This window comes from Polystyrenella longa (assembly GCF_007750395.1).
GTDB lineage: Bacteria > Planctomycetota > Planctomycetia > Planctomycetales > Planctomycetaceae > Polystyrenella > Polystyrenella longa.
Genome location: NZ_CP036281.1, coordinates 2,439,032 through 2,463,598, shown reverse-complemented (window position 1 = coordinate 2,463,598; position 24,567 = coordinate 2,439,032). Strand labels below are relative to the sequence as shown.

Genomic DNA, 24,567 nt, shown 5'->3' with positions numbered 1-24,567 from the left:
TCTATGCTTATTTGATTGATCTCGTCAGAGACTCGGCCAGTTCCGTGAATTCGATACCGTCCTCATCCATTATTTCCGGTTGAGGACTGAATTCAGCGACGATGGAAAGGGCCGTTTGTTTCAGGAATTCGGGCAACGATTCCCGATCGATGGCTTCGTCCACGCGTGTTAAATAAGACACGCACAATACTCCTAAGAGATGGCAGTTCCCTTTAATAATAGGAACGGCACAATCTTTTACGCCACGCAGCAAGGGACTGTCGGCTAAATCAAAACCATTAAGGCGGATTTGTTTGAGTTCCATTTCGATGGTTTCGACCACGTCCGCAGGTTCACAAACTCGCTCCCAATACTGAGCCAGCCGTTCCTCGTTCATAAAGGCGAGGGCAACTCGGCCGGAAATCCGTTGGTGCAACTGAAAAGCGGCACCCACTCGCACCGCCAGAGAAACATCCGAAGGACATTCCGCTCTCGCAACCACCATCATTCGGTCCTGCACGATAATATTTAGATGGCAGGATTCTCCCAGTTCATCCACCAGCCGCTCCATATGCGGCATCGAACGTGCGACCAGCGCCTGCGTCGAATAGTTGCGTGAACCGAGTTCGAACATCTTTGTACTGGCTCTGTATCGCTGAGCTTCATCACGTAACAGGTAGCCTCTGCTCTGCAGAGAAGCCATTATTCGGAAAAGTTCCTGCTTAGTGCGTCCCAGCTCGCGCGCAATGTCCGTCAAATTCATGGCGTGCGGTGCATTCGCCATTAATTCCAGAACATCGAGCCCTTTTTCCAGGGCAGGGGCGCGGTAGGACTTTTTAGGTTCCTCGCTTGAGGATGCAGTTTTGCTCATGAAATAAAGTCTCACATTTGAAACAGCAGCTGTCAAGCATAAGTCTTTACAAATATGAGTTTCAAGCGACATGGATCCGGTTTGTCACTCACTGCAGCCAGTCACTCAGGATCGCGATGCCAGCTCTTCTACGAGGATATCAGCAACGTTGATCTGGTTCACCTGCTCCAGTGCACGCCAACCGGGGACTCCGTTCACTTCCAGCACATAGGGCTGTCCCGACTGACAATCATATAAAAGGTCGACTCCGGCAAACTCGACTCCCACCGTTGCCGCCGCCTGCAGGCAAAGTTGCTCTTCGTGTTCTGTCAATTCGTAGCGGGTGGGTGTTCCATCGACGGAGATATTCGTCCGAAAATTATTCCCCGCCAATCGCTTCATTCCGCCTACCAGGTGTCCATTCAGAATAAGACCCCGGATGTCGGCCCCCTCGTGCTGAATGAATTTCTGTAGATACAGGACAGAGGCAGTCGCTTCCAAGGTTCGAAATGTTCGCCAAGCGAGGTCAGGATCCGACATTCGAATGATGCCGCGTCCTTCAGAACCGAATAACGGTTTTACAACGACATCGCCTCCCAATGTTTCGAACGCTTCACACGCCTGATCTGTCGATTCACAAACAATAGTAGGGGGAACAGGCAATCCAGCCGATTGCAGTCGGGCGGTCGTCAGGTATTTATCGATGGCACATTCCAACCCTTTCGGTTTATTCAGTACCTGAACTCCCTGAGCTTCCAATCGCGAAAGCAAATCCATCCGCCAGATGACTTGCTCCAGTGAACCCGCTGGCATGGAACGAACGAGTATCGCATCCAATTCCAACAGATTGACCGACGATTCCTGTTTACCATCAAATTTACCGTCAAATAAGATGTCATTCTCGCATAGAGAAGCGGTCAGTTGATGGAAGTCGAGCAAGACCGTTTGATGACCGCGATCTGTCAGGGCGCGATTCAGTTCCCGGTAATACCAGCTCTCGGAATGACTCAGAATACCGACGCGCATCAACTTGCTTTCAGGATGAGAAGTATGGCTGAACGGTCTGAACTGACGAACTCAGAGTTCATGAATGGCGTCAGCGATTTCTTGAACCTTTATCAGTGAAAGATTAAATATATCGACTCGGCGAAAGAATCCATGAATCATACCGGAGCAATGGACGAATTGAACTGGAACGGCTTGTTCCTGCAGTTTACGTCCGTAGGCAATCCCTTCATCTCGCAGAGGATCAAACTCACAGGTGAGTAAGTATGCGGGAGGCAGTCCCTTCAGCTCATCAGTCCGCAGAGGAGAGACTAAGGGATCGTGACGATCGAGTTCCTCGGGCACGTATTGCTCCCAGAACCAAGCCATCGAATCACGCGTCAACATATATCCTTCTGCATTTTCTCGATATGAAACAGTCTGCAGGTTGTAGTCGGTGATGGGATAAATCAATACCTGATAACCAATGCGAGGTTCATTTGCATCGCGTGCTTTCAAGCAAGTCGCGGCGGCGAGATTTCCACCGGCGCTGTCTCCCATGACGACCAGCTTCTCCACTGGAATATCCCAACCCGTCAGGTGGTCGGCAACCCATTTTGTCGCTGCATAAGAATCGTCCAGCGGAATGGGGAAGGGGTGCTCGGGAGCGCAACGATAATGGACGGAGACGACAATACTTTCGGATCGATTACAGAGCGCACAACAGAGATGATCGTAAGCATCGAGATTGCCTGTGACCCAGCCACCACCATGGAAATACACGATAGCTGAACGAGGCGATTCGAGTTCGGATAGCTGTGGATAATAGATACGAATGCTGATCTCGCCGTGTGGGCCGGGAATATCCAGATTTTCGATTCGAGAGACCGGTTCGAGATCTCCCGTCGCGGGGGCCACCATACTCCGCAGATTCTGAACGGTCATTTCAGACAGTGGAGGCAGATTCAATTTGTAATACTTCTGCAGAAAATCTTCTGCTTGGGGATCCAGGGGCATCGAAAAACAGCATCCTTGTGTGATGATAGCTTAAAGTTGGAGAATCAATTCTCTCTCGTTGTAATCAGTTCCCGACATTTGAGCAAGCGGTCTCAAACGGGGACCCGAATTTGAATCTCATCTGAAATCCCGAATCGGAACTGTTTGGTTGCTGTTGCCTGCGAAACCGTTTAAAGTTGGAGGTGAACAACTGATTTCCACACATTGAATGACTCACTCTTCAGAAAGCTTTTTCATGCTTCATCTCCGTCCTATCTTCCCGCTCTGCGGGATGGTTGCAGCGTTGTTCTTGACCGGTTTGAACACGTCGGTTTCCGCCGCAGAACCTGTGACCCGAGGTTACACGATTCCTATCATCGATATCTCCGGAGAATCAGATCGACAAATCATCGTCGACCGCGAAGAGGGACAATACCTCGGTCACCCGACAACCGTGCTGTTAGAAGACAAGAAAACGATCATCGCCGTCTATCCGAAGGGACATGGAAAAGGAGGCATTGTGATGAAACGGTCGGAAGATGGTGGGCTCACCTGGTCCGACCGTTTGACTGTGCCGGAAAACTGGGCGACATCGAGAGAGGTCCCCACCTTATACCGGGTTGTGGATCCGCAGGGTGTCAAACGTTTGATCATGTTCTCTGGACTATATCCCATCCGAATGGCAGTCTCGGAAGACGATGGTCTGACCTGGTCCCCGCTGGAACCGATTGGTGACTTTGGGGGCATTGTCGCCATGGCCGATCTGGTCCGGCTAAAAGATGGTCGTTACCTGACGTTGTTCCATGATGATGGTCGCTTTATTCGTGAAGATAGCAAACAAAGTAAACCAATCGAATTCCACGTTTATCAATCACTCTCTTCCGATGGCGGCCTAACCTGGAGCCAACCGGAAGCGATTGCCTTTCTCCCAGAGGCTCATCTGTGTGAACCAGGAATTGTGCGATCTCCCGATGGCAATCAACTCGCCGTTCTGTTGCGTGAGAACAGCCGACAGCATAATAGCTATGTCATCTTCTCCGAAGATGAAGGCGTTACCTGGAGTGAACCACGCGAATTGCCAGCCGCACTGACGGGTGACCGGCATCAGGCACGCTATGCCAATGATGGCCGACTGCTCATCACTTTCCGCGACACCACCTTGGAGAGTGCGACCAAAGGGGATTGGGTCGCCTGGGTCGGAACCTATGACGATATCGTCGAAGGTCGCGAAGGAGAGTACCGCATTCGTTTGATGGATAACACCAAGGGGGCAGACTGTTCCTACCCTGGAAACATCCTGCTGCCGGATGGAACGTTTGTGCTGACGACTTATGGGCACTGGACTGCGGGCGAAGCACCGTACATCGTCAGCGTCAGACTGAAACTAGCCGAGTTGGATGCTCGACTTGAAAAGTAATTCAGCCCATTGGAGTTTTTGATGATCCATATTTTCTTTTTATGCCTTCATATTTAATCGACATCTTAAAGCGAAACGAAAGCCTCTTTTTCATGCGACGCCTGTTGATTTGTTGTTTGATCTTATTCGCTACCGACTTGCCGGTCTCCGCCGATGAATTGCACAAAATCGATCCGCTCGTTCGAGTTATTGATTTGAATATTGGTGAGGAAGCGACTGTCCCTTTATGTGACGGTTCCGAGTGCACAGTGAAGTTACTCGAACTGAAAGAACACCGCGATCCTATCCGGCTTGCAGTGCGTAGTAGCGACCTGAAATTACTCGTCGACGGAGAAGAGGTCCACTTGAAAGGCGGATGTTATCTGCTACCCAAGCCAGTGGGATCGGTCAAAATCGACTGCACTGTGACCAAAGGACTTAACAGCAATGGCACACCGGCCTTCTGGGGTTTGAAAAAAGATGCCCGTTTCCGACTCTGGCCCGTTGATTCACCTCTGGTCACGCCGGGAACGATGATTTATCCCGTCAAACAGGATTGGTTGGCCACGCGCACCTGGTTCGACAATGAGACAGTCGACGGTGGGAATTCCATTCTGAAAAGAATCTACTATCACTCTGGTCTCGATATCGGTGCCAGTGAAGGACTCGTTGAAGTGATTGCCGCCACGGACGCTCTGGTTGTACAGCGAGGTGAGGAAGTTCTGGAAGGTCATCGGGAAGGAACACCCACCAGTCCGCGCTACGATGTTGTATATCTTCTGGACGGTCGCGGTTGGTATTACCGGTACTCGCACTTGAAAGAAATTGATCCCGCCATTCAACCGGGAACTTTCATCAAAATGGGAACCCGTATTGGTACCGCTGGGAAAGAAGGTGCAAGTGGTGGCTGGTCTCATCTTCACTTCGAGATGAAAAGCAAACAACCTTCAGGTGAATGGGGTACGCAAGCGGGTTACGCCATTATGCGGGAAATCTGCATTCGTGACGAAGGCTTGAACATCATCGCTAATGCGCGCCCGGGACATTTCATTGTGGCTGGCCAGGAGACGACTTTAGACGGCAGTCGATCATGGAGCGCTGAAGGTGATCTGCTATATGAGTGGATTTTCGATGATGGAACAACTGAAAAATCGCCTCAGTTCTCCAAAGTCTATCCCCAACCAGGGTACTTCACAGAGACACTCAAAGTCTCGGACGAAGAGGGCAATGTCGACTACGATTTCACTTCGGTGATTGTGCTCGATCCAAAGGACCTGCAGCACTATCCGCCTAGTCTCAATGCGAATTATTATCCCAGCCAGAACCTGAAAGCGGGTGACGAAATCACATTCAAAGTTCGTGCATTTCGTATGCAGGGGGGAAAAGAAGAATGGGACTTTGGAGACGGATCACCCGTTTTCGTAACGGAGTCGCCCAGCGATAGCAAACCTTTCGATCCAGATGGATATGCCGTCGTAAAACATCAATACAACCAACCTGGAAATTATATCGTCACGGTCCGCCGCACTTCCACCGACGGATACCCCGCGACGACTCGACTACACATTCCCGTAGGGAAATAAACATGAAAATTGCCCATACCTTCTTCACTCTCAGCGTGGGCTTCAGCATCCTATTCCTGTCGTTTCTTACAGTGCTTATAGCCGCGGAAAGATCAACCATTGTTATGGATGGTCGATTCGATGACTGGAAGAACATCAAAGGGTACACTGACCCGGCGAATGACCCCATCGACACTGATGGTGACAAACGTAATTACAAAGGAACACGACTGAAACATGTCGACGTGGATGTCCTCGAATATAAAGTTGCTCACGATGCAGACAATCTCTACATCTATGTAAAGTCTCAGGGTGTCATCGGTCGCACGAAAAAGGGGCCCGAGAAAGGGGATAAGAAGGAGAGAGCGGGTAGATATTACATCACCGTCGCGATCGACGTGGACCAGAACAACAGAACGGGGTACTGGCTTCACGAAGGGGGAACTTACCCCACCAGTGGTGGATACGACATGAATGTCGAAATTGAATGGTACAACGGTGAATTCAACACCGGAATGTACATGAATAAATGCTGTGAAGACAAGGAAGAGCTGAAGCAGAACTTTCTATCGCTCTCGCGAGGGAAATACGAAGAAGGAAACGACGGCCCTTATCCCGCTGGCTATCACACTATCAAAAAAGGAAAGTATGAGTTCTATCCTGAATGGGTCTACCATGAAGATGGAACGCTTACATTCGTGGTCGACCGCGGACCGATCGTCCACGGGATTCTTACAGGAAATCTCTCCGACGACGGGCATGAGTTGGAGATGAAAGTCCCCTACATCGGTTTTCTGAAAAACCAGCATGGGGAGCCCATCGCCGCCCCAGGCAAAATTTTCGATATAGGAATCAGCCTGCAAGCAAGTGGCGAATTGGCCGGCGACGGTGAATGGGCAGGAGATGGAACTTTACCCATCGAGGGATACAAATTGGACTAGCCCGCGTCGCTCTTCGGACACGTTCTTCAGTTAAGCTTCGCTGGTAGCCGCTCCTGGTTTGCGAATGCGACCGACTTGGCTTAACGCCGGGCTTCGAGTTACGGGGGGGACGCTCCGCAGGCGCGTGGGAAGCCAGGCGAATTCTCGTTGGCGATCTTCGGGAACTTGCTTCAAGACGGGCAGGGGCAGTTTGCGTTTATATGCTTCCGCTTCGGTGGGATGAAGATAAATCCTTCGCCCCGTAATTAACTGTGACAGCACCAGGTTCAGTTCCTCACTGAATTTCACGGCTAGCATCACTTTGGGATTCTGACGAATCACGAGACCATGCTCACCACGAGTATCGAAGTACGGGGTAAAGTCGGTCTGGATTTCTTCGAAGGTACACATATCGTTCACACGCACATATTCGGAGATGGCCGCCGAAAGGCTGTCCTGCTGAGCGAGCCGTTTCCATTCTCGCTGCGCTGTGGCAATCGTCGGTTCTTCCGCCAGATGCCCGCTTCGCTTTTCATGATCGAGCATTTGCTGCACCCGACTGTCCGGCGTCGCGCGGCGGCAGCGTCCATTCGCCCACTCGCGCATTTCAAAGATTTTCTCTTCCATCGTTTTGGAAAGGGGGACGACTTCCTCGGCCGTTTCCATCAGCTCTTCCTGAGTGACAGCGCGGCCTGTGCTGTAACATTCCAGTAAAGTGGAAGCGACAATCTGTTCAATTTCGGCACCGCTGTATCCGTCCGTTCTCTCAACAAGTTCATGCAAACTAAAATCAGTAGGATCACAATGGCGGCGTTGCATGTGAATTTTGAAGATCTCCGAACGTTCGTAATAGTTTGGAAGATCGACAAAGAAGAGTTCATCAAATCGACCGCGACGTATCGTCTCTGGAGGAAGTTGGTCAATATTATTGGCCGTCGCGACGACGAAGACTTTGCCTCGCTGTTCTTCCATCCAATTCAAAAATCGACCGAGCAAACGGGAGAGAGTCGAGTCGTTCTTCGAATCAATCGAAGCGCCCGCGAACCCTTTATCGAGTTCGTCAATCCAGAGCACCGAAGGTGCCATTGTCTCAGCGGCCTGCAGCGCCATTCGCATATTACGTTCAGAAATTCCGCGTTCCGAAGCGAGCAGGGTAGAGATGTCCATTCGCAACAGGGGAAATTTCAAACGATGAGCAACAGCGCGTGCAATGAGACTTTTACCGCAACCTTGAACACCAATGATCAACGCCCCTCGAGGAGCGGGAATACCTTGGCGGCGAGCTGACTCGGTGAAAGCGGAAGAACGTTGCTCTAACCATTCCTTCAAGGTTTCCAACCCACCGACGCTCTCCATATCCGTCGTGAGGTCATAGTATTCAAGCAGGTCCGAGCCCTGAAGCAACTCCTGTTTATCCGCGACCAGTGAGAGAAACAGGTTTTCGTTGATCTGATTATTAGTTTTGTGTAAGCCGCGTACCAATGTCCGACGTGCCTGTGAGAGGGTCAGCCCCAATACTGTTTGGGAAAGTCGCTCGAACAGTGGGGTATCTTGAAGCGTCGATACGTCCATTTTCTCATCGCACTCCAGCAGGACTTCTTCGACTAGTTGCTGCATAGTCTCGTAGTCGGGTAGCGGCAACTCAATCAGGATTGACTCTTTTTCCAATTCGACGGGAAGGTGCAGATCAGGGCCCATCAACAATATGGTGTTGGCGTACCGTTGTCCGTGCTGGCTGGCTTCGCGAAGTGCGCGCACAATTTGTGGATCTTCGAATTGCGGTTGAATGTCCTTCAGCAGTAACAGGCGATGGTTCTGTTCCCCTGAGGCCATCAACTTAAGCTGATCCAGCAGCGATGCTCGCGAATCCAACGTGACGACCGCTGACCATTCATCAAGTTGCCTTTGCTCCCGCGTCGCCATTTCTCTGATTCCATTTAGCCAGCGTTCTTCCTCAAAGGTATTCAAGGCGATCAGCCCATACCCTGCCTGGAAGTATTGTTGAATTTCCAGAAGATGGTTTTCGGTCGGCATAATGGTATTTCACTCAGAGCGAGACGAGGTGATAGTGACCGGAACAGAGAAAGTAATGAATTGAATCGATTCAACGATAATCACGAGAGAGACTTATTGCCCTAAATTGGCGCTGAATTTGCAGATTTACGTGCCAATGCAAGCGTAATTCACCTATCCCATAACGGGGCAACTCAACATTTCCAGTGGAATTCGTTGCCAGCCCTATTCAGTTACGCAGGATAGACTCATAGTTTAACATGAAAACCAGTCAAACCGATTGATTCCCATACGGGAACAGGAAATTTCCAGTCCGTGATAAGGTCGGGATAGACTCGATGAATCAGCTCGAAAGGAGTCAAAATAATGGCGGCAGAACGATCAGTCGAAAAGAAACTGAAAGTTGGTTTAACGGGGGCCAATGGGAACATTGGTACAACCCTGAGGGAAGGTCTTCGAGATGAAGTCGAATTCCATTACTTTACGCATAAAGCGGAGGATTTGGAGGGAACGGTTGCTGATCTGTCCGACAGCAGCCAGGTCGAGGGAATTTTTGAAGGTCTTGACGCCGTAATTCACCTCGCTGGATACATCATGCCTTCGACCCCTTGGGACGAAGTACTCAAAAACAATATTGATGCGACCTACAACGTTTTTGAAGAATGCAGAAGAGCAGGCGTGAAGAAGATCATTTTCGCCAGTACGAACCATACTCAACATGGCGATTTCATGGACGACAGTCCAATGAAGACAGATCCGGACAAATGTCGACACCATGCCCGCCTGTTCGATCCGCCCGCTCCGGACTCCCTCTATGGAGTCTCTAAATTGTTTGGAGAGAATTTAGGGAAATACTTCAGTCTGACCCACAGAATACAGTTTGTCGGGCTTCGGATCGGCTGGACAGAGCAAGCTGATGATCCCCATACTGCAGACGGAACAGAGCAGGAATACCACATGTCGGCCCTCTTTCTGAGCAAGCGAGATTGCGTCGAAGCCTTCCGTAAAGCACTCGAAACGAACCGTGACTACGTGCTCGGGTACGCTCTCAGCAACAACAAAAACGGCATCTTCGACATGCGAGAAACGGCTGAGAAACTCGGATTCGTACCCCGGGATTCGGCCAATTACTGGCCAGAGTGCCAAAATCAGTAGCGGGGCTGGGCCATAAACTCGCTAATTTTTAGGAATCTGTGACGAATTCAGAGTGATATCTTTCACTCATCCTCGCCTGAAAAAGTACTCTGAACCGTCATCTCACAACGAACACAGTGTCCTTTTGTACACAATCAAAAAAGACCCTCAGGCGAAAGACTAGTAGTTTGAGAAACAAATATCCGTATTTTCTCGGTAAATCTGAGGATCCTCTGGACCGATGGAGCGGGGAAACTTGACACATATTCCGGCATTTTCTTAGGATGCTCGCTTCGCTTCGGTGAAAACCTGCGGAGACGGTCTACCCAGTGAATTCATCGAACGCTAATTACTCTATTTTCAATCAACACAAAGATTTAGGACGAACAACGCCATGGCTGTTCCCAAGCGGAGACAATCAAAAAGCAGATCCCGCATGCGCCGTAGCCACAACGCGGTCAAACCCATTCAGCTTTCATACTGCTCACAGTGCGGCACCCCGGCACCTTCTCATGTGGTCTGCCCAACTTGTGGAAATTACCAGGGCCGTACGCTTGTAGAAGCCGAGGGTTAATACCAGATGCGTATTGCTTTGGATGTGATGGGTGGCGACGATGCCCCTCAACCCAATATCGATGGAGCGATTGCCGCACTCGAAGCCGATTCGGACCTCGAAATCGCGATGGTCGGGGACCAACCCCTGATTGATTCGCTGATCGAAAAGTCGGGATACTCTGGCGACCGTATGCAGGTCGTTCCGGCGGAGGGTGTTGTGGGAATGGCGGAAAAGCCGACCATTGCACATCGCAAAAAACCGAACAACTCGATCGCCGTGTGCTGGCGATTGATGGCTCAGAAAGAGGTCGATGGAGTCGTCAGTGCTGGAAATACCGGTGCCGTCGTCGCTGCTGCTCTATGGAGCAAACTCTTTCTCAAAGGGATCAAACGACCGGGAATCGCAGTGACGTTACCCACCCTGCGCGGTCGGTCGATCTTGATGGATGTGGGTGCAAACCCTGCCGCCAGACCGGAGCACCTCTATCAATATGGTGTCATCGGCTCCGTATACTCGCGGAGGATTCTGGGAGTCAGTGGACCTTCCATCGGCCTGATGAATATCGGTTCGGAAGAAGGTAAGGGCAACGATCTTTACCGTGAAACGCACACCTTTCTTTCCAACAGCCCCCTCAAGGATATTTACGTCGGTAACGTCGAAGGCCGAGGCCTCTACCGAGGCGAGGCAGATGTTCTTATCTGCGAAGGTTTCGTCGGAAACATCGTACTGAAGGTGAGTGAAGGGATGGTCGACTATCTCTTCAAGAGTGTCGGCAGTGCTTTGATGGAACAACTGGATACAGAACGCCACATTGCGCAACGCGTCTTCCAGGAAGTCGCCGCCCGACACCAATACAGCGAAGCCGGTGGAGCACCTCTGCTCGGAATCGACGGTATCTGCATCATCTGCCACGGCTCCAGTGACGCCCGATCAATTAAGAATGCTCTTGGCGTGGCCAAATCTCTCAATGATCACCAACTGAATAAGCACATTGTTGAAGAGATGCAAAAATACAGCTTGTAGGTTAGAGGCCCACAGATCGGCCCGACTACTGCATTGTCCGCCTTTACCTGCTGCTCGACAATCCAGATCGCCTGCTGCTTTTCCCGTAGAACAGAATTCGATTAAAATACAGGATATCGCTGGAAGTGACGTTACCGGTGCAGGAACTCGTACTCAAACTCGAATCGGCCCTCCACGTAAAACACCGATTCACAAGTTAGAAAGTCATGCGGGATGGCAAAAATTGCGTTTCTATTCCCTGGACAGGGAGCCCAACATGTCGGCATGGGCAAGCAACTGGCCGAGAAAATTCCGGCCGCCCGTAAACTGTATGATCAGGCAAACGAAATCCTCGGGTTTGATCTCGCCAAACTTTGCTTTGAAGGCCCGGCAGAAGAGCTCGACTCGACTGTAATCAGCCAACCCGCACTATTTGTCACTAGTCTGGCCGCACTGGAAATGCTTCGCGCCGACTCTCCTGAAATCGCGCTTTCCTGCGAAATGGCCGCTGGCCTCAGCCTGGGTGAATACACCGCCCTGGTCTTCGCTGGTGCACTTTCTTTCGAAGACGGTTTAAAGGTCGTTCAGCGTCGCGGACAGGCGATGCAGCAAGCGGCTGATAAAACTCCGTCTGGAATGGTCAGCGCTCTGTTGCTCAAACCGGAACAGATCGCAGAAGTCGTTGAAGCTGCTTCAGCTCATGGTCAGATTCAGGTTGCGAACCTCCTCTGTCCGGGCAATACGGTCCTTTCCGGAACAAACGCTGCTTGCGAAGTCGCTGCTGACCTGATTGCAGAGAAGGGTGGCAAAGCCATTCCACTCGCGGTCGCAGGTGCCTTCCATACCGATCTGATGAAACCAGCTGACTTACAGCTCTCGGAAGCGCTCGCCGGAGTGGAGATCAAATCCCCCGAGATTCCAGTTGTCTCCAACGTCGACGCCGCCACACATACCGAACCGGACGATATCCGCGAACTCCTGGTTCGACAGGTTGTCAGCCCCGTCCTCTGGGAGAAATCGATGCAGAGCATGCTTGATGCAGGCGTTGATGAATTCTACGAGATCGGTCCAGGCAAAGTTCTCAAAGGGCTTCTGAAGCGTCTCAATCGAAAAATCGCCTGCACAACGATAAACGATACGCCATAAAAACCGGCCCCAAGAATCATCGATTCAAGCGGGTAGCCTTTTCATAAATGCTGAAATTGGCTAAATTTATAAAAAGCGAACATTTCCGATCTGGAGCCGCTTCATGGAGTGGCAGCGTTCACCGTGAGTTGGTACATTTTCGGAAAATTAGGCTGGGTCGCCTTGGTAAGTTCGAATAAAGGTGTGGAGTCGGTAGGTAAAGCCGAAACTCGAAGCATGGGACCTTTTATTCGAACTGAAATCGACATTTAAGCACAGGACTCTTTCCAGTATGAAGAGTCACACTGATTTCATTCTCTCTCTATCGACTTGTGGAAAAGACTTTGGAAATAGTTCTCAGGAAACGTCTTTCTTAGGACAATTCCTGTAGACACGATCACCCAAAGTATAATAAAGCAGTCTTCTGAGAAATTGAATTCGGTTGAAAGTCAAAATAGAAACCACACATTCTGAGCGAGCCACCTTTCGGCTTCGAACTCAATTTTATTCAAAAAAACATGTCATCCCGTCATCGGCTGAATGTGGATGCATGGCGACCGGAGGAATAGGGTAGTGTCCGATAGTATTGAAGAAAAAGTCCACACCATTGTTAGCGAGCAGTTGGGCGTTCCCAGAGAAGAAGTTAAACGGGAAAGCCACTTCATTGAGGACTTGAAAGCAGATTCACTGGACATCGTTGAGATGGTCATGGAATTCGAAGAATCCTTCGAAATCACGATCCCCGACGATGACTATGACAAAATTCGCACCGTCGGTGACGCTATCGACTATATCGAGGAGAAGTCGTAGCGCAATGAGGAAGCGCGTTGTAGTAACAGGAACTGGAGTCGTTACCAGTCTGGCTACGGAAGTCAACGAGTTCTGGGATTCGATCTGCGCCTCAAAAAGCGGGATCGGGCCCATTGAACGATTTGACACATCCGAGTTCAAGATCAACTTCGGTGGTGAAGTCAAAAACTTCAACCCTACCGAGCATATGTCGATTCCAGCGAAAGAGGTCCGTCGATTGGACCGCTTTGTGCAATTCGGAATGGTGGCAGCCAATCAGGCCGTCACGCAATCCGGATTGGATTTCACAAAGGGGGATGCCTGTCGATACGGAGTTCTCGTCGGTAGTGGAGTAGGGGGTCTTCAAGAAATTGAGACTCAACACAACACGCTGTACGATCGCGGTCCGCGCAAACTGTCTCCCTTCATGATTCCCAAAATGATGGTGAATGCCTGCAGTGGCAACATCTCCGTCCATTGGGGCCTGAAAGGACCAAACAGCGCTGTTGCGACTGCGTGTGCCTCTGCCAACAATGCCATTGGTGATGCCTTCCGACTAATTCAGTTCGGTATGGCCGATACGATGGTCACGGGTGGAGCAGAAGCGGCCGTTACTGCAATGGGTCTGGGCGGTTTCGCCCGGATGAACGCGCTTTCCAATCGTGTCGACAATCCTCAAGCTGCCTCTCGACCATTCGATTCAGGCCGTGACGGTTTCGTGCTTTCTGAAGGTGCGGGAATCGTTATCTTGGAAGAGTATGAATTCGCCAAGAATCGGGGAGCTAACATCCTCGCCGAAATTGTCGGATACGGTATGTCAGCTGATGCATCGCACATGACAGCTCCTGATCCGCTGGGTCGCGGAGCGGCACATGCGATGACGATGGCTTTAAGAGACGCAGATCTTGCACCTGAAGACATTGATTACATCAACGCACACGGGACAAGTACACCACTGGGTGACAAAGCTGAAACGAATGCAGTGAAATCTGTATACGGTGAGTACGCCCGGAACGGACTTGCAGTCTCCAGCACTAAAAGCCAGGTCGGTCACTTACTCGGAGCATCAGGTGGAGTTGAATTTGTCGTCTCCACTTTCGCTCTACAGAATCAAGTTGCACCACCGACAATCAATCTGGACGACCCGGATCCGGATTGTGATCTTGATTACATTCCGCACGAAGCTCGCCAAATGAAGATTGATTGCATCATGAGCAACAGCTTTGGTTTTGGTGGACACAATGCCTCTCTGGTCCTCAAACGAATTTGAGACGAAACTGACCAGTAGTCCCCATATTTGATTTAAATCAGAACAACACAGACAGACTGTCCTTCAAGGGCAGTCTTTTTTTCTGACTTCGATAAATCGAATGGTAACCTACTGTGAACGAAACACGAACTAATCCTGAGTCATCTTGTCTGATTCGATGTCAGTGACTTTCTAGTAATCAAAGTAAGGTTGCGATTTCGGATTGGATTTGCAAAAATTAAATCGTGAGGAGATTAGGGAGCCTTACGCTTGACGTAACCCCTTGCTACGAAGCATAATCACCACCACGCCGAAGTGGCGGAATCGGCAGACGCGCTGGATTCAAAATCCAGTGGGGGTAAACCCCGTGTGGGTTCGAGTCCCACCTTCGGTACTATGGTATGAAAGGACTTACGTCAAATAGGCGTAAGTCCTTTTTTTGTTCAATACAGGGGGGTGTTACCTAAAGTGTTACCTGGGCAAAAGTTGAACACCTCGCCGTTTTGCCATTCAAATTCCCGATGACCACTCGTTTAGGTGAGGTTCCGGCAATCACAGCTTAGTCGAGAAAATCTGCCTTCCTTCACTCTTGATTCCGCAATCGGTCAAACTCACGCCTCTTGGTTCAAATCCTGTCATCCCGACTTGAAATCAAAACAGCTCGTCGCATTCGTTTGCGGCGGGCTGTTTCTCTTTGTATGGCAAGGCTTTACCGCATATTGTGACATCCGCTTCGCAAGTTCAAACGGATCAGCAAAGTCGGCTGGCCAAGACCGCTATTCGCCCTAACTCGTATGATGGCTGTTTGTTGCAAAGTTCAAATCCCGTCGCCACTATCGGGAAAAGCTCGTAACGGATCTCACGCCTCCGGCCTCATTGCCAAATTCTTGAGCCAGGCCTCCGCGCGGTTTTACGCATTCAAAAACTGCTGGGCGTAGCGCTTTCTTGACCCAACGCGATGCGGTGACCTCTCCGTCAGCGACGTGCCGCCGAATCCCTGCCGTACGAATGATTCGACCGTCGGTTGCAATACTGACATAGCAGCGTTAAAATGTGACACTATGTCAGATACAAAGCAATCACAAATTCGTAGCCGCAACGATCCTAGGAATCCTCCTGCATTGCGGAAGTCCGAACGAACCCGGCAGGCGATCCTCGATGCTGCGCTAAAATTTCTTTGGACGCATCCGTTCCGCGACTTGACGGTTGCCGAGTTGATGTCGCTTGCCGGCACGAGCCGGTCGGCGTTCTATCAGTACTTTGAGGACTTGCACGGCTTGATGGAGGCGCTTCTCCACGCCATCGAAGAAGACATTTTTGATGTCGCCACACCTTGGTTGCAGGGTGAGGGTGATCCGCTCCCGCTTCTCGAACAATCGTTGGAAAGCTTGGTGCGTGTCTGCTATCAGCAGGGCCCGATTTTGAGGGCTGTTTCTGACGCTGCCCCGATGGATGAACGGTTGGAAAAAGCGTGGGCTGATTTCCTTAAGGACTTCGACCACGCGGTGACTCAGCGAATCGAACAGCATCAGGACGCGGGGCTGATCCAGCCATTTGACGCACGTTCGGTCGCCATGGCACTCAACCGCATGAATGCCTATTTGCTAATTCACCACTTTGGACGGCGCCCGCGGGGAAACCGGGAATCGGTTCAGGAAGCAATCCTTCGAGTGTGGACCTCAACGCTGTACGGCGATCAACTCAAGGCCGACTTCGAAATCCGTCGCAGAATTCATGAGATAGAAGGCTAGAACGTTATGAAAATGAAATCACTCACCGTCCTCGCTCTGACCGTCCTCGCGGCGGTTCGTATGGCAGCGTCGGTGCAGGCTGACGATGCTGGAGAAAACAAAAACCTCTTCAAGAGCCCCGGAGCGAAACAGACCGCGAAGGACTTCAAACCGGCGCCCGCCGAGATCAAAACCAACTTCGGCATATTGCAGTTCGAAGGGGGTTCGTTTCCGACAGAAGCTTCGACGCAAAAAATCTACGATGAGATGGATCGGCAGCGTGCCACCCAAGCTTATATGGATTTCTATCCGTCGCTTTCACTCTACAGCATCGTCAAGTCGCAGATTCGCGACTTCGGGTTCAAGTCCGCTTCGGACGTCGGCGTCATGGCCGATTTCATGACTCCAACTGAGAACTACCTGACCGGTAACAATGTCACTGTGTATGCCTTCGCCTCCATCGACTTGAAAGTCGACGGCCCCACCGTGGTGGAGATCCCGCCGGGAATGTATGGCAATGCCAACGATGCCGCTTTCAAATACCTCACCGACTTCGGACCCACCGGACCGGACAAGGGCAAGGGCGGCAAGTATCTCTTCCTGCCTCCAGGTTTCAAAGGCGAAGCTCCGAAAAGCTATTTTGTGTTCCGCTCACCGGGCTACCGGATCTGGGCGATGATGCGTGGCTTCGGCGAAGTTGGCAATGGCGATCAGGCCGTGAAATGGTTCAAGGATCGTCTCAAGGTTTACCCCTTGGCCACGGGACCCCGCGCACATACCGCCGTTAACTGCTCCGGAATGGGTGCCAATACTCTGCCTCCCGAAGATGGTTCCGTGTTCACGATGTTGAACGAGATCATCCAGTATGAGCCGACCGAGTTGTTCGACAAAGAATTGCTGGGACGACTGGCGACGTTGGGGATCGAAAAGGGCAAGCCCTTCAAACCGGACCAGCGGATGCAAGGCATCTTCGACACGGCAGCCAAGCAAGGCGTCGCCATGTCGCGGGCAATCGTCTACGCATCGCGCGATCCGGAGATCAACTATTGGCCGAATCGGCATTGGGAAAAGATGTTCATTCGCAATACCAAATTCGTCGACGACGGTCACAACGACATCGACGCCCGAACCCTTTGGCACTATCAGGCCATTTGCGTTTCACCGAATCTACTTTCGACGACGGCGGGTGTGGGGACTTCTTACTTGACCGCGTTCAGAGACAAAGAAGGCGCCTATTTACTTGGTGACAAGAATTATCGACTGCGTGTGCCGGCCAATCCGCCTGTCAAACGCTTCTGGGCGGTGACTGCCTATGACCCAATCAGCCGCAGCCTGCTCGGTTCAGGAGGAAACATCAACGTCGGCAGCACGGGTAAGCCCGAAGTCAATGCCGATGGTTCGGTGGACATTTATTTCGGCCCAAAAATGCCTGAAGGCAAAAACAACTGGATCAAGACAGATCCAGACAAGGGATTCTTCGTGGTCTTCAGGTTCTATGGCCCAATGGAAGGCTACATCGAAAAGACATGGGTCCTCAACGACTTCGAGTTGCTGAAGTAAGTCAACTAAGACAGCAAGCACACACACACACAGAACCAACTATTAAGAAATAGAACCATGAAAAAACCAAAACGAATCACCGTAGCTCTCGTTGCAGTAATAGCCTGCACCATGCTGTCGCGCGCTTCGGCTCAAACCGTTCAGGAAACCTATCTGGGTAAACTTGAATTTCAGGGCCAGACCATTATCAAAAAGACGGCGGAGCTATTGCATCGCCGGATTCTTCAGCAGCGGGCCACTCAACTGGTGACCTGGGCGATGCCGATGATGAATTTCGAAACGCTGCATCCGGCCCTGCTCAGCAATTTTAAGACCTCCAACGGGTTGGATCTGTCTGACACCGACATCTTCTTTGGCCTCTATGACGGTTACGACGGCGTCTATCCGTACATGACCGCGAACGTGACCACCCCTTACACGATCGCAATGTCGGACCTATCGAAGACCGGGCCTGTGGTCGTTGACCTGCCGCCCGGTGCGATCTACGGCGTGGTCGATAACGCTTGGATGCAGCCCATCCACGAGATCAATGGCAAGCCGGGAAAACTGTTGCTGGTTGGGCCGGGACAGAATTACCCCAAGAACTTCGATGGAAAAATCATCCAATCCGACACCTTCCGAGTGCTCTACTTCTACCGTGCGCTCGGCACCGGCGAGGAGGCCAAGAAACTCCGGACAGCCGTGAAGGCCTATAAATTGTCGGACGCCGACAATCCGCCAGAAACGAAGTTCGTCAAATATGAACCCAAATCGGGTGGCAAGGTCGCGTTGAACACCCAGCCACGCGACATGCGGTTCTGGGAACTGGTGAACACCTATGTTCAGCGTGAGCCGATGGCAGACCGCGACCGCTTCTTCTACGCCTGGCTCAAGGACCTCGGCATCGAAAAAGGGAAACCGTTCAACCCGACTGCTCAGCAAAAAGAGATTCTGCAGCAAGGTCTGGACGTTGGCATGGCCATGTCGCAAGCAATCTCCTTCAACAAAACCAGGGAGATGTTCCCAACATCACTCTATGGCAAGGATTCCGGTTTTGAAGACGCGATGGCCGGGATGAATCCGAAAATCGATATGGCGACCTACTCGCAGTTCAACGAGCGGGCATCCTACGGTTTTGAGGCGACCACCACGTCGGCCGGGATGGTCTCGCGAGTGGCAGGCCAAGGTTCAGCCTATCTGGGCAGTTACTACGATGCCGACGACAAAGCATTGATGGGTGGCAACAATTACAAGCTCCACGTCGGGCCCAATCCTCCGGCAGCCAACTTTTGGTCGGTTACCGTCTATGACATCGAGAACCGATTGATCATCCGCAACGAAATCGAACGGTCGGACCGTTCATCCCGCACCGAAGGTCTGATCAAGAACGATGACGGATCGGTGGATATTTACTTTGGACCGACCGCCCCCGAGGGCAAAGAAGTGAATTGGGTTCAGACCAACAAAGGCCAGTCCTTCTTCGTCTACCTGAGGCTCTATGGTCCAGAGCAAGCTTACTTCGACCAGTCTTTCCCAATGACCAAGATCGAGCAAGTGAAATAGAGAATACCGGAAACTAACGTGGCTGTGGCTTCCAGCCGCAGTTGGGTAGGAGAACGCTGCGGCTGGAAGCCACAGCCACGGAAAGGCAACGAAGTCAAGAGATCTAATATCAGAGTAAAGACTATGAACATGAAACGAATATTCCAAACGAAATCAGGGCCTCTTGCCGCGGTGCTTCTGATGACATGCATTTTGTGCGGCACAACCAAGCTGGCTGTCGCTCAAGAAACGAAGGACACGCAGGCAACCGCGCTGATATCTTCCGCTGGTGCGGCAGATAAGCCCAATGTAGTAATTATGCTGTCAGACAACATGGGATACGGTGACTTAGGCTGCTACGGCAGCGGCGGCGAGCTTCGGGGCATGCCGACGCCGCGCATCGACCAGCTGGCAAGCGAAGGGCTCATGCTCACTCAGTTTTTTGTGGAGCCGGGCTGTACACCGACCCGCGCGGCTTTGCTGACAGGCAGATATTCTCAACGTGCAGGATTGGGAAGTATTATTATTGCCGGTACACCCAGCACACTTCAGGATAGTGAGGTGACCATGGCAGAGCTTTTCAAATCAAAAGGTTACGCCACTGCCATTGTGGGTAAATGGCATCTTGGTGAAGAAAAGCAAAGTCTGCCCATTCACCAGGGCTTTGATGAATACCATGTTGGGATTTTACAAACCACCGACGGTACATTGTATCCGGATGGTATGCGTAGAAGCGGTATACCGGAAGCAGAAATTGCCAAATCGCACGCCTCTATCTGGGAATCAGAACCCGGAAAGGATGTGTTGAAAAAGGTCCGTCCCTACGATCTTGAATACAGGCGGCATATCGAAGGTGACATAGCGCAAGCCTCCGTGAAGTACATCAAAGAACAGGCAAAAGAAAAGAAACCATTCTTTCTTTATGTGGGATGGTCACATGTGCATTATCCGGCCTTGCCTCATCCCGACTTGGAGGGGAAATCGAGTGCCGGGCTTTTTGGTGATGCTGTGATGGAACTTGACTACCGTACAGGACAGGTGCTTGACGCCATCAAGGAGGCCGGCATTGAAGACAACACCATCGTCATATGGCTTTCCGACAATGGGCCGGCTACAACCCAGGGGTCCAACAACGATTTCCTGGGCAGTTCACCCGGACCGTTCCGTGGAGAGGTTGGTGATGCACTTGAGGGTTCACTGCGCGTTCCTGGCATGATTAAATGGCCGGCTAAGATCAAACCGGCAAAGAGCAACGAGATGGTAGCTATCCACGACTTTTACCCTACAGTGGCCAACATTATCGGGGCCAAAGTACCAACTGACCGTGCCATTGATGGCGTCGATCAGGGTGATTTCTTCCTGGGCAAAAACAAGAAGTCAGCGCGCGAAAGCCTGATCACGTTCATGGAAGGCGAGGTTGCTGCAGTGCGCTGGAAGCATTGGCGGATTTATCCAAAGGAATTCATTTCATCTGCTGGCAACCCGTCCCTCATGGGCGTGGGCGGCTATCGTGCCGAGGGGATGGGTTATCCTTCTATCTTCAACATTGCCCGTGATCCACGGGAACAATGGAACCAGGTTGCAGTCTCTGCCTGGGTGCTCGGACCGTATATGAAGATCGTGGGCGAATACCAGCAGTCTCTGAAGAAGTATCCTAATCCTCCGGCCTTCAGCATGACAAAATTTGCGAAGTAACTGGGTCAAAAAGGCATTGCATGCTGTGCCGGGGATTACCGGAAACTAACGTGGCTGTGGCTTCCAGCCGCAGTTGGGCAGGAGAACGCTGCGGCTGGAAGCCACAGCCACGTAAAGACACCTAAGTCAAAACAACTAATACCAGAGTAAAGACCATGAACATGAAACGAATATTCCAAACGAAATCAGGGCCTCTTGCCGCGGTGCTTCTGATGACATGCATTTTGTGCGGCACAACCAAGCTGGCTGTCGCTCAAGTAGCGAAGGACACGCAACAGCCCAAGATGAAAATGACCACGGATATTCCGGAGTCGATCATCACCCCGGACAAGGTGGAGACACCTATTGGCACCCTCGAATATTTCGACGGAGTTCCGATCGGCGGCACCAAGGACGCGCTCTACGACTACGTGGACCGCGCCCGCGCGGTGCAGGTCTACATTGAAATGATCCCCGCCGTGTCCACCTACAGCCTCCTCCAGGGGAGCCGGGACATGAACATGGGCGATTCCAACCAGATCGTCCTTTGGGAACAGCTCGGCGATTCCAAGTCGCTGGTCCTGACGTATAACAACACCTCGCTCTACACATGGGGCTTTCTCGATCTGGAGAAGGACGGTCCCACCGTGATCGAGGTCCCGCCCGATGTGTTGGGAATCCTCGACGACGGCGACATGCGGTACCTCAGCGACATGGGTGCGGCCGGACCTGACAAGGGCAAGGGCGGCAAGTACCTGGTACTGCCTCCGGGATACGAGGGCGATGTGCCGGAAGGCTACTTTGTCGTCAAATCCACGAGCTATGTGGTCTGGAACTTCATGCGGGGCTACGTGCGCGGCAGCGTGACCAACCCGGCGGACGTCAAGAGGTCCGCCGACAACATCAAGGCCAACCTGAAGGTCTATCCGCTGGCGAGGAAGGACAACCCGCCGAAGATGGAGTTCAAGAACATGTCGGGGGTCCACTACAACACGGTCCCGCCGAATGACTTCAGCTACTTTGAGCGACTCAATGAGATCATCCAGAAGGAGCCGATCGAATTCATCGGACCCGAAACCCGCGGTCTGATGGCCGGCCTTGGCATCCAGAAGGGCAAGCCCTTCAGACCCGATGCTCGCATGAAGAAACTGCTCACCGAAGCGGTGGCGATCGGCAGCGGTTATGCCCGTGCCAACACCGTCTATCCACGTGATCCGGGTCACCGCTTCTATCCGGAGACCGACAGCGAATGGGTGATGGCCTTTCCCGACAAGGATTGCTTCTTCCTGAAAGACGGGATCCGTCGGATCGATGCCCGCCTGTGGATGCACTTCAACGCGGTGTGTGTGACTCCGGCCATGGCAGGAATCCAACCGGGGGTCGGGTCGGACTACGGCATTGTCGGAATGGACTCGAAACACCAGCCACTCGACGGTGCCAAAACCTACAAGCTGCACCTGCCGCCCAACGTGCCGGCCAAGGACAACTGGTCCGTGACCATCTACGACACGCAGCACCGTTCCATGCTGCAGACCGATCAACCCTTCGCGGGCGTCAACAGCCTGAGCGGCGAGTTGAAGCCGAATGCGGATGGCTCGTATGACCTCTACTTTGCTCCCAAGGCCCCGAAGGGCAAGGAGAGCAACTGGATCCAGACCGTCCCCGGCAAGAGCTGGTTCATCATCCTGCGGATGTATGGCCCGCTGGAGCCATGGCTCGACAAGACCTGGCGACCGAGCGAACTGGAACTCGTGAAGTAGTCGTGGATGGCGGTTCCGCCTCCAGTTGAGAAAGAGCGCTGCGGCTGGAAACCGCAACAGTTCGCTGACGCTACGCTTTTACCAATCAATGAAGAAATCAAAGAGGAAATGTAATGAATTTGGCACACCGAATCCCGTTGATACTGGCGGCGTTGGCCGTCACCTGTTTCTCATCGGCCGTCCAGGCACAGGCACCCAAAATGAAATACTCCACCGACATCCCCGCGAATGTCATCACGCCGGACCGGACCGAGACGCGTCTCGGGGCGCTTGAGTTCGTCGACGGTTTCCCAACTGAAGCCACAGCGGAGAAAGTCTGGAATCACATGGACTTCTCGCGCGCCGTGGAGTCCATGATCATGACCACGCCCGCGGCCTCGCTGCAGGGATTTCGCAAAGGCATCCAAAAGTGGGGCCCGGATAACGAGACCATGATTTACTGGGGAGGGCGTTTGGATTCCAAAGGCTTGCTGCTGACGGGCAATACCACGGTGGTCTACACCTTCATGTGGATCGACCTCAAGGACGGTCCGATGGTGATGGAGACGCCGCCCAACGTGCTGGGCATCATCGACGATGCGTGGTTCCACTATGTCTGCGATTTCGGCAATGCCGGCGATGACAAGGGCAAGGGCGGAAAGTTCCTGCTGGTCCCGCCTGATTACAATGGCGAACTGCCGGCCGACGGCTACTTCGTCAAGAAGTCGAAAACCTACGGCCACTGGCTGGCGATGCGCGGCTTCATGACGGACTTCGATCCGGTTCCCGTCGTCAAGAACATGAAGGAGCACTTCCGGCTCTATCCCCTCGGTAGCGAACCGAAGGAAGTGAAGTGGATCAACACAGCGATGAAGGACTTCAACACCCTGCACGCCCAGGACGCCACCTTCTTTGACGAGGTCAACATCACAGTCCAAGAAGAGCCCAACTCGGCCGAGGATCCGGAGATCCTCGGGCTGCTGGCTTCGATCGGCATCCGGAAGGGCAAGCCCTTCAAACCGGACGCCCGCATGAAGAAGATCCTCGCCGAGGCCGCTGCCGTGGGCACCGCCGCCCAACGCACCATCCTGTTTCGCAACCGCGACACGGACACCGTGATCTGGCCCGGCAGCAAAAGCTGGGAGCTAGGCTTCGCCGGTGGCAGTCACGAGTTCCTGAACGACGGCGTCAGTTTGATCAACTCGCGGGTCCGCTTCCATTTCTACGCCACCGGCATCACGCCGGCGATGGTGAAACCGCCCGTCGGTGCGGGATCGCAGTATGTGATCGGTTTGCGCGATGCCGAGGGGAAGGCACTCGACGGCAGCAAGACCTATCGAATCCACATTCCGCCCAACGTTCCGGCCAAACGCTTCTGGGATATCACCGTCTACGACAACCAGACCCGCTCGTTGCTGCAGACCGACAATCCGTACCCCGGCGTCACCAGCATCGATAAGGCCACCGTGCAGAACACCGATGGCTCCTATGACGTCTACATCGGGCCAAAGAAGCCTGATGGAAAAGTGAACTGGATTCAAACGGATCCATCCAAGGGCTGGAATATGCTCTGGCGCATCTATGGCCCGACGCAAGTCTGGTACGACAGGGGCTGGCGTCCGAGCGAGATCGAAATGGTTGATTAAGTCATTGCAGGCAGGGCAGCTGTAGGGCCGGTTCCCACCGGCCAGAAATTCGACGATGGCCGGTAGGAACCGGCCCTACGAAAACTGGAACGAGTTATCAAAACAACGCATCCAACTTCTGAATATCGACTTTGTATGGCGA

At 52.3% G+C, this 24,567-nt stretch carries 19 protein-coding genes and 1 tRNA gene; 16 read left to right on the top strand and 4 right to left on the bottom strand.

What is annotated here, in order from left to right:
- Positions 1-7: 7 nt before the first annotated feature.
- From Pla110_RS09135 to Pla110_RS09125, 3 genes are all read right to left on the bottom strand, one after another.
- Positions 8-850 (bottom strand): IclR family transcriptional regulator, encoded by an 843-nt coding sequence (locus Pla110_RS09135; RefSeq protein ID WP_197440618.1) that lies wholly within the window; start codon positions 848-850, stop codon positions 8-10.
- 105 nt (positions 851-955) lie between these two features.
- Positions 956-1,855, bottom strand: a complete 900-nt coding sequence (locus tag Pla110_RS09130) for an ATP-grasp domain-containing protein (protein ID WP_144995347.1) — start codon at positions 1,853-1,855, stop codon at positions 956-958.
- 51 nt (positions 1,856-1,906) lie between these two features.
- Positions 1,907-2,830: an alpha/beta hydrolase gene (locus tag Pla110_RS09125; RefSeq protein ID WP_144995346.1), complete on the bottom strand. Its 924-nt coding sequence runs from the start codon at positions 2,828-2,830 to the stop codon at positions 1,907-1,909.
- 235 nt (positions 2,831-3,065) lie between these two features.
- On the opposite strand from Pla110_RS09125, the gene Pla110_RS09120 reads away from it, so the two are divergent.
- The 3 genes from Pla110_RS09120 to Pla110_RS09110 all read left to right on the top strand — a co-directional run bounded on the left by Pla110_RS09120 (position 3,066) and on the right by Pla110_RS09110 (position 6,708).
- Positions 3,066-4,226: a sialidase family protein gene (locus Pla110_RS09120; RefSeq protein WP_144995344.1), complete on the top strand. Its 1,161-nt coding sequence runs from the start codon at positions 3,066-3,068 to the stop codon at positions 4,224-4,226.
- Positions 4,227-4,318: 92 nt separating this feature from the next.
- Positions 4,319-5,788, top strand: a complete 1,470-nt coding sequence (locus tag Pla110_RS09115; protein ID WP_197440617.1) for a PKD domain-containing protein — start codon at positions 4,319-4,321, stop codon at positions 5,786-5,788.
- Positions 5,789-5,790: 2 nt separating this feature from the next.
- Positions 5,791-6,708, top strand: a complete 918-nt coding sequence (locus tag Pla110_RS09110) for a hypothetical protein (protein WP_144995340.1) — start codon at positions 5,791-5,793, stop codon at positions 6,706-6,708.
- Positions 6,709-6,738: 30 nt separating this feature from the next.
- Here the strand turns inward: Pla110_RS09110 and Pla110_RS09105 are convergent, their stop codons facing one another.
- Positions 6,739-8,721 (bottom strand): AAA family ATPase, encoded by a 1,983-nt coding sequence (locus Pla110_RS09105; protein ID WP_144995338.1) that lies wholly within the window; start codon positions 8,719-8,721, stop codon positions 6,739-6,741.
- A gap of 345 nt (positions 8,722-9,066) precedes the next feature.
- Between Pla110_RS09105 and Pla110_RS09100 the strand changes: the two genes are divergently transcribed.
- From Pla110_RS09100 to Pla110_RS09040, 13 genes are all read left to right on the top strand, one after another.
- On the top strand, positions 9,067-9,855 hold the full coding sequence (locus Pla110_RS09100; RefSeq protein ID WP_144995336.1) for an NAD-dependent epimerase/dehydratase family protein: 789 nt from the start codon (positions 9,067-9,069) through the stop codon (positions 9,853-9,855).
- A 373-nt stretch (positions 9,856-10,228) separates the two neighbouring features.
- Positions 10,229-10,408 (top strand): 50S ribosomal protein L32, encoded by a 180-nt coding sequence (rpmF, locus tag Pla110_RS09095; protein ID WP_144995334.1) that lies wholly within the window; start codon positions 10,229-10,231, stop codon positions 10,406-10,408.
- 6 nt (positions 10,409-10,414) lie between these two features.
- A complete protein-coding gene (gene plsX / locus Pla110_RS09090; RefSeq protein WP_144995332.1) occupies positions 10,415-11,413 on the top strand; it encodes a phosphate acyltransferase PlsX in 999 nt (332 codons plus the stop codon).
- A gap of 213 nt (positions 11,414-11,626) precedes the next feature.
- Complete coding sequence (fabD, locus tag Pla110_RS09085; RefSeq protein WP_144995330.1) at positions 11,627-12,538, top strand: ACP S-malonyltransferase; 912 nt, start codon at positions 11,627-11,629, stop codon at positions 12,536-12,538.
- Positions 12,539-13,090: 552 nt separating this feature from the next.
- Positions 13,091-13,327 carry an acyl carrier protein gene (gene acpP, locus Pla110_RS09080; RefSeq protein WP_390620485.1) on the top strand — a complete coding sequence of 79 codons (237 nt, stop codon included), beginning with the start codon at positions 13,091-13,093 and terminating at the stop codon, positions 13,325-13,327.
- A gap of 4 nt (positions 13,328-13,331) precedes the next feature.
- The gene (fabF, locus tag Pla110_RS09075) at positions 13,332-14,576 is read left to right on the top strand and encodes a beta-ketoacyl-ACP synthase II (protein ID WP_144995326.1); all 1,245 of its coding nucleotides are present in this window, start codon (positions 13,332-13,334) and stop codon (positions 14,574-14,576) included.
- Between the two features lie 288 nt (positions 14,577-14,864).
- A tRNA-Leu gene (locus Pla110_RS09070) sits at positions 14,865-14,949 on the top strand.
- A 727-nt stretch (positions 14,950-15,676) separates the two neighbouring features.
- Positions 15,677-16,306 carry a TetR/AcrR family transcriptional regulator gene (locus Pla110_RS09065; protein ID WP_197440616.1) on the top strand — a complete coding sequence of 210 codons (630 nt, stop codon included), beginning with the start codon at positions 15,677-15,679 and terminating at the stop codon, positions 16,304-16,306.
- A 6-nt stretch (positions 16,307-16,312) separates the two neighbouring features.
- Positions 16,313-17,845, top strand: coding sequence for a DUF1254 domain-containing protein (locus Pla110_RS09060; RefSeq protein WP_197440615.1), 1,533 nt, complete (start codon positions 16,313-16,315; stop codon positions 17,843-17,845).
- A gap of 57 nt (positions 17,846-17,902) precedes the next feature.
- Positions 17,903-19,387 carry a DUF1214 domain-containing protein gene (locus Pla110_RS09055; RefSeq protein ID WP_144995322.1) on the top strand — a complete coding sequence of 495 codons (1,485 nt, stop codon included), beginning with the start codon at positions 17,903-17,905 and terminating at the stop codon, positions 19,385-19,387.
- A gap of 129 nt (positions 19,388-19,516) precedes the next feature.
- Positions 19,517-21,061 carry an arylsulfatase gene (locus Pla110_RS09050; RefSeq protein ID WP_197440614.1) on the top strand — a complete coding sequence of 515 codons (1,545 nt, stop codon included), beginning with the start codon at positions 19,517-19,519 and terminating at the stop codon, positions 21,059-21,061.
- 161 nt (positions 21,062-21,222) lie between these two features.
- Positions 21,223-22,800 (top strand): DUF1254 domain-containing protein, encoded by a 1,578-nt coding sequence (locus Pla110_RS09045; RefSeq protein WP_144999652.1) that lies wholly within the window; start codon positions 21,223-21,225, stop codon positions 22,798-22,800.
- A 113-nt stretch (positions 22,801-22,913) separates the two neighbouring features.
- Entirely contained in the window at positions 22,914-24,425 is a 1,512-nt protein-coding gene (locus Pla110_RS09040) for a DUF1254 domain-containing protein (RefSeq protein WP_197440612.1), read from the top strand.
- Positions 24,426-24,567: the final 142 nt, after the last annotated feature.

Coding starts and splice junctions, on each gene's coding strand:
- Pla110_RS09135 (WP_197440618.1), bottom strand. CDS start 850: ATGAGCAAAACTGCATCCTCAAGCGAGGAACCTAAAAAGTCCTACCGC.
- Pla110_RS09130 (WP_144995347.1), bottom strand. CDS start 1,855: ATGCGCGTCGGTATTCTGAGTCATTCCGAGAGCTGGTATTACCGGGAA.
- Pla110_RS09125 (WP_144995346.1), bottom strand. CDS start 2,830: ATGCCCCTGGATCCCCAAGCAGAAGATTTTCTGCAGAAGTATTACAAA.
- Pla110_RS09120 (WP_144995344.1), top strand. CDS start 3,066: ATGCTTCATCTCCGTCCTATCTTCCCGCTCTGCGGGATGGTTGCAGCG.
- Pla110_RS09115 (WP_197440617.1), top strand. CDS start 4,319: ATGCGACGCCTGTTGATTTGTTGTTTGATCTTATTCGCTACCGACTTG.
- Pla110_RS09110 (WP_144995340.1), top strand. CDS start 5,791: ATGAAAATTGCCCATACCTTCTTCACTCTCAGCGTGGGCTTCAGCATC.
- Pla110_RS09105 (WP_144995338.1), bottom strand. CDS start 8,721: ATGCCGACCGAAAACCATCTTCTGGAAATTCAACAATACTTCCAGGCA.
- Pla110_RS09100 (WP_144995336.1), top strand. CDS start 9,067: ATGGCGGCAGAACGATCAGTCGAAAAGAAACTGAAAGTTGGTTTAACG.
- rpmF (WP_144995334.1), top strand. CDS start 10,229: ATGGCTGTTCCCAAGCGGAGACAATCAAAAAGCAGATCCCGCATGCGC.
- plsX (WP_144995332.1), top strand. CDS start 10,415: ATGCGTATTGCTTTGGATGTGATGGGTGGCGACGATGCCCCTCAACCC.
- fabD (WP_144995330.1), top strand. CDS start 11,627: ATGGCAAAAATTGCGTTTCTATTCCCTGGACAGGGAGCCCAACATGTC.
- fabF (WP_144995326.1), top strand. CDS start 13,332: ATGAGGAAGCGCGTTGTAGTAACAGGAACTGGAGTCGTTACCAGTCTG.
- Pla110_RS09060 (WP_197440615.1), top strand. CDS start 16,313: ATGAAAATGAAATCACTCACCGTCCTCGCTCTGACCGTCCTCGCGGCG.
- Pla110_RS09055 (WP_144995322.1), top strand. CDS start 17,903: ATGAAAAAACCAAAACGAATCACCGTAGCTCTCGTTGCAGTAATAGCC.
- Pla110_RS09050 (WP_197440614.1), top strand. CDS start 19,517: ATGAAACGAATATTCCAAACGAAATCAGGGCCTCTTGCCGCGGTGCTT.
- Pla110_RS09045 (WP_144999652.1), top strand. CDS start 21,223: ATGAAACGAATATTCCAAACGAAATCAGGGCCTCTTGCCGCGGTGCTT.
- Pla110_RS09040 (WP_197440612.1), top strand. CDS start 22,914: ATGAATTTGGCACACCGAATCCCGTTGATACTGGCGGCGTTGGCCGTC.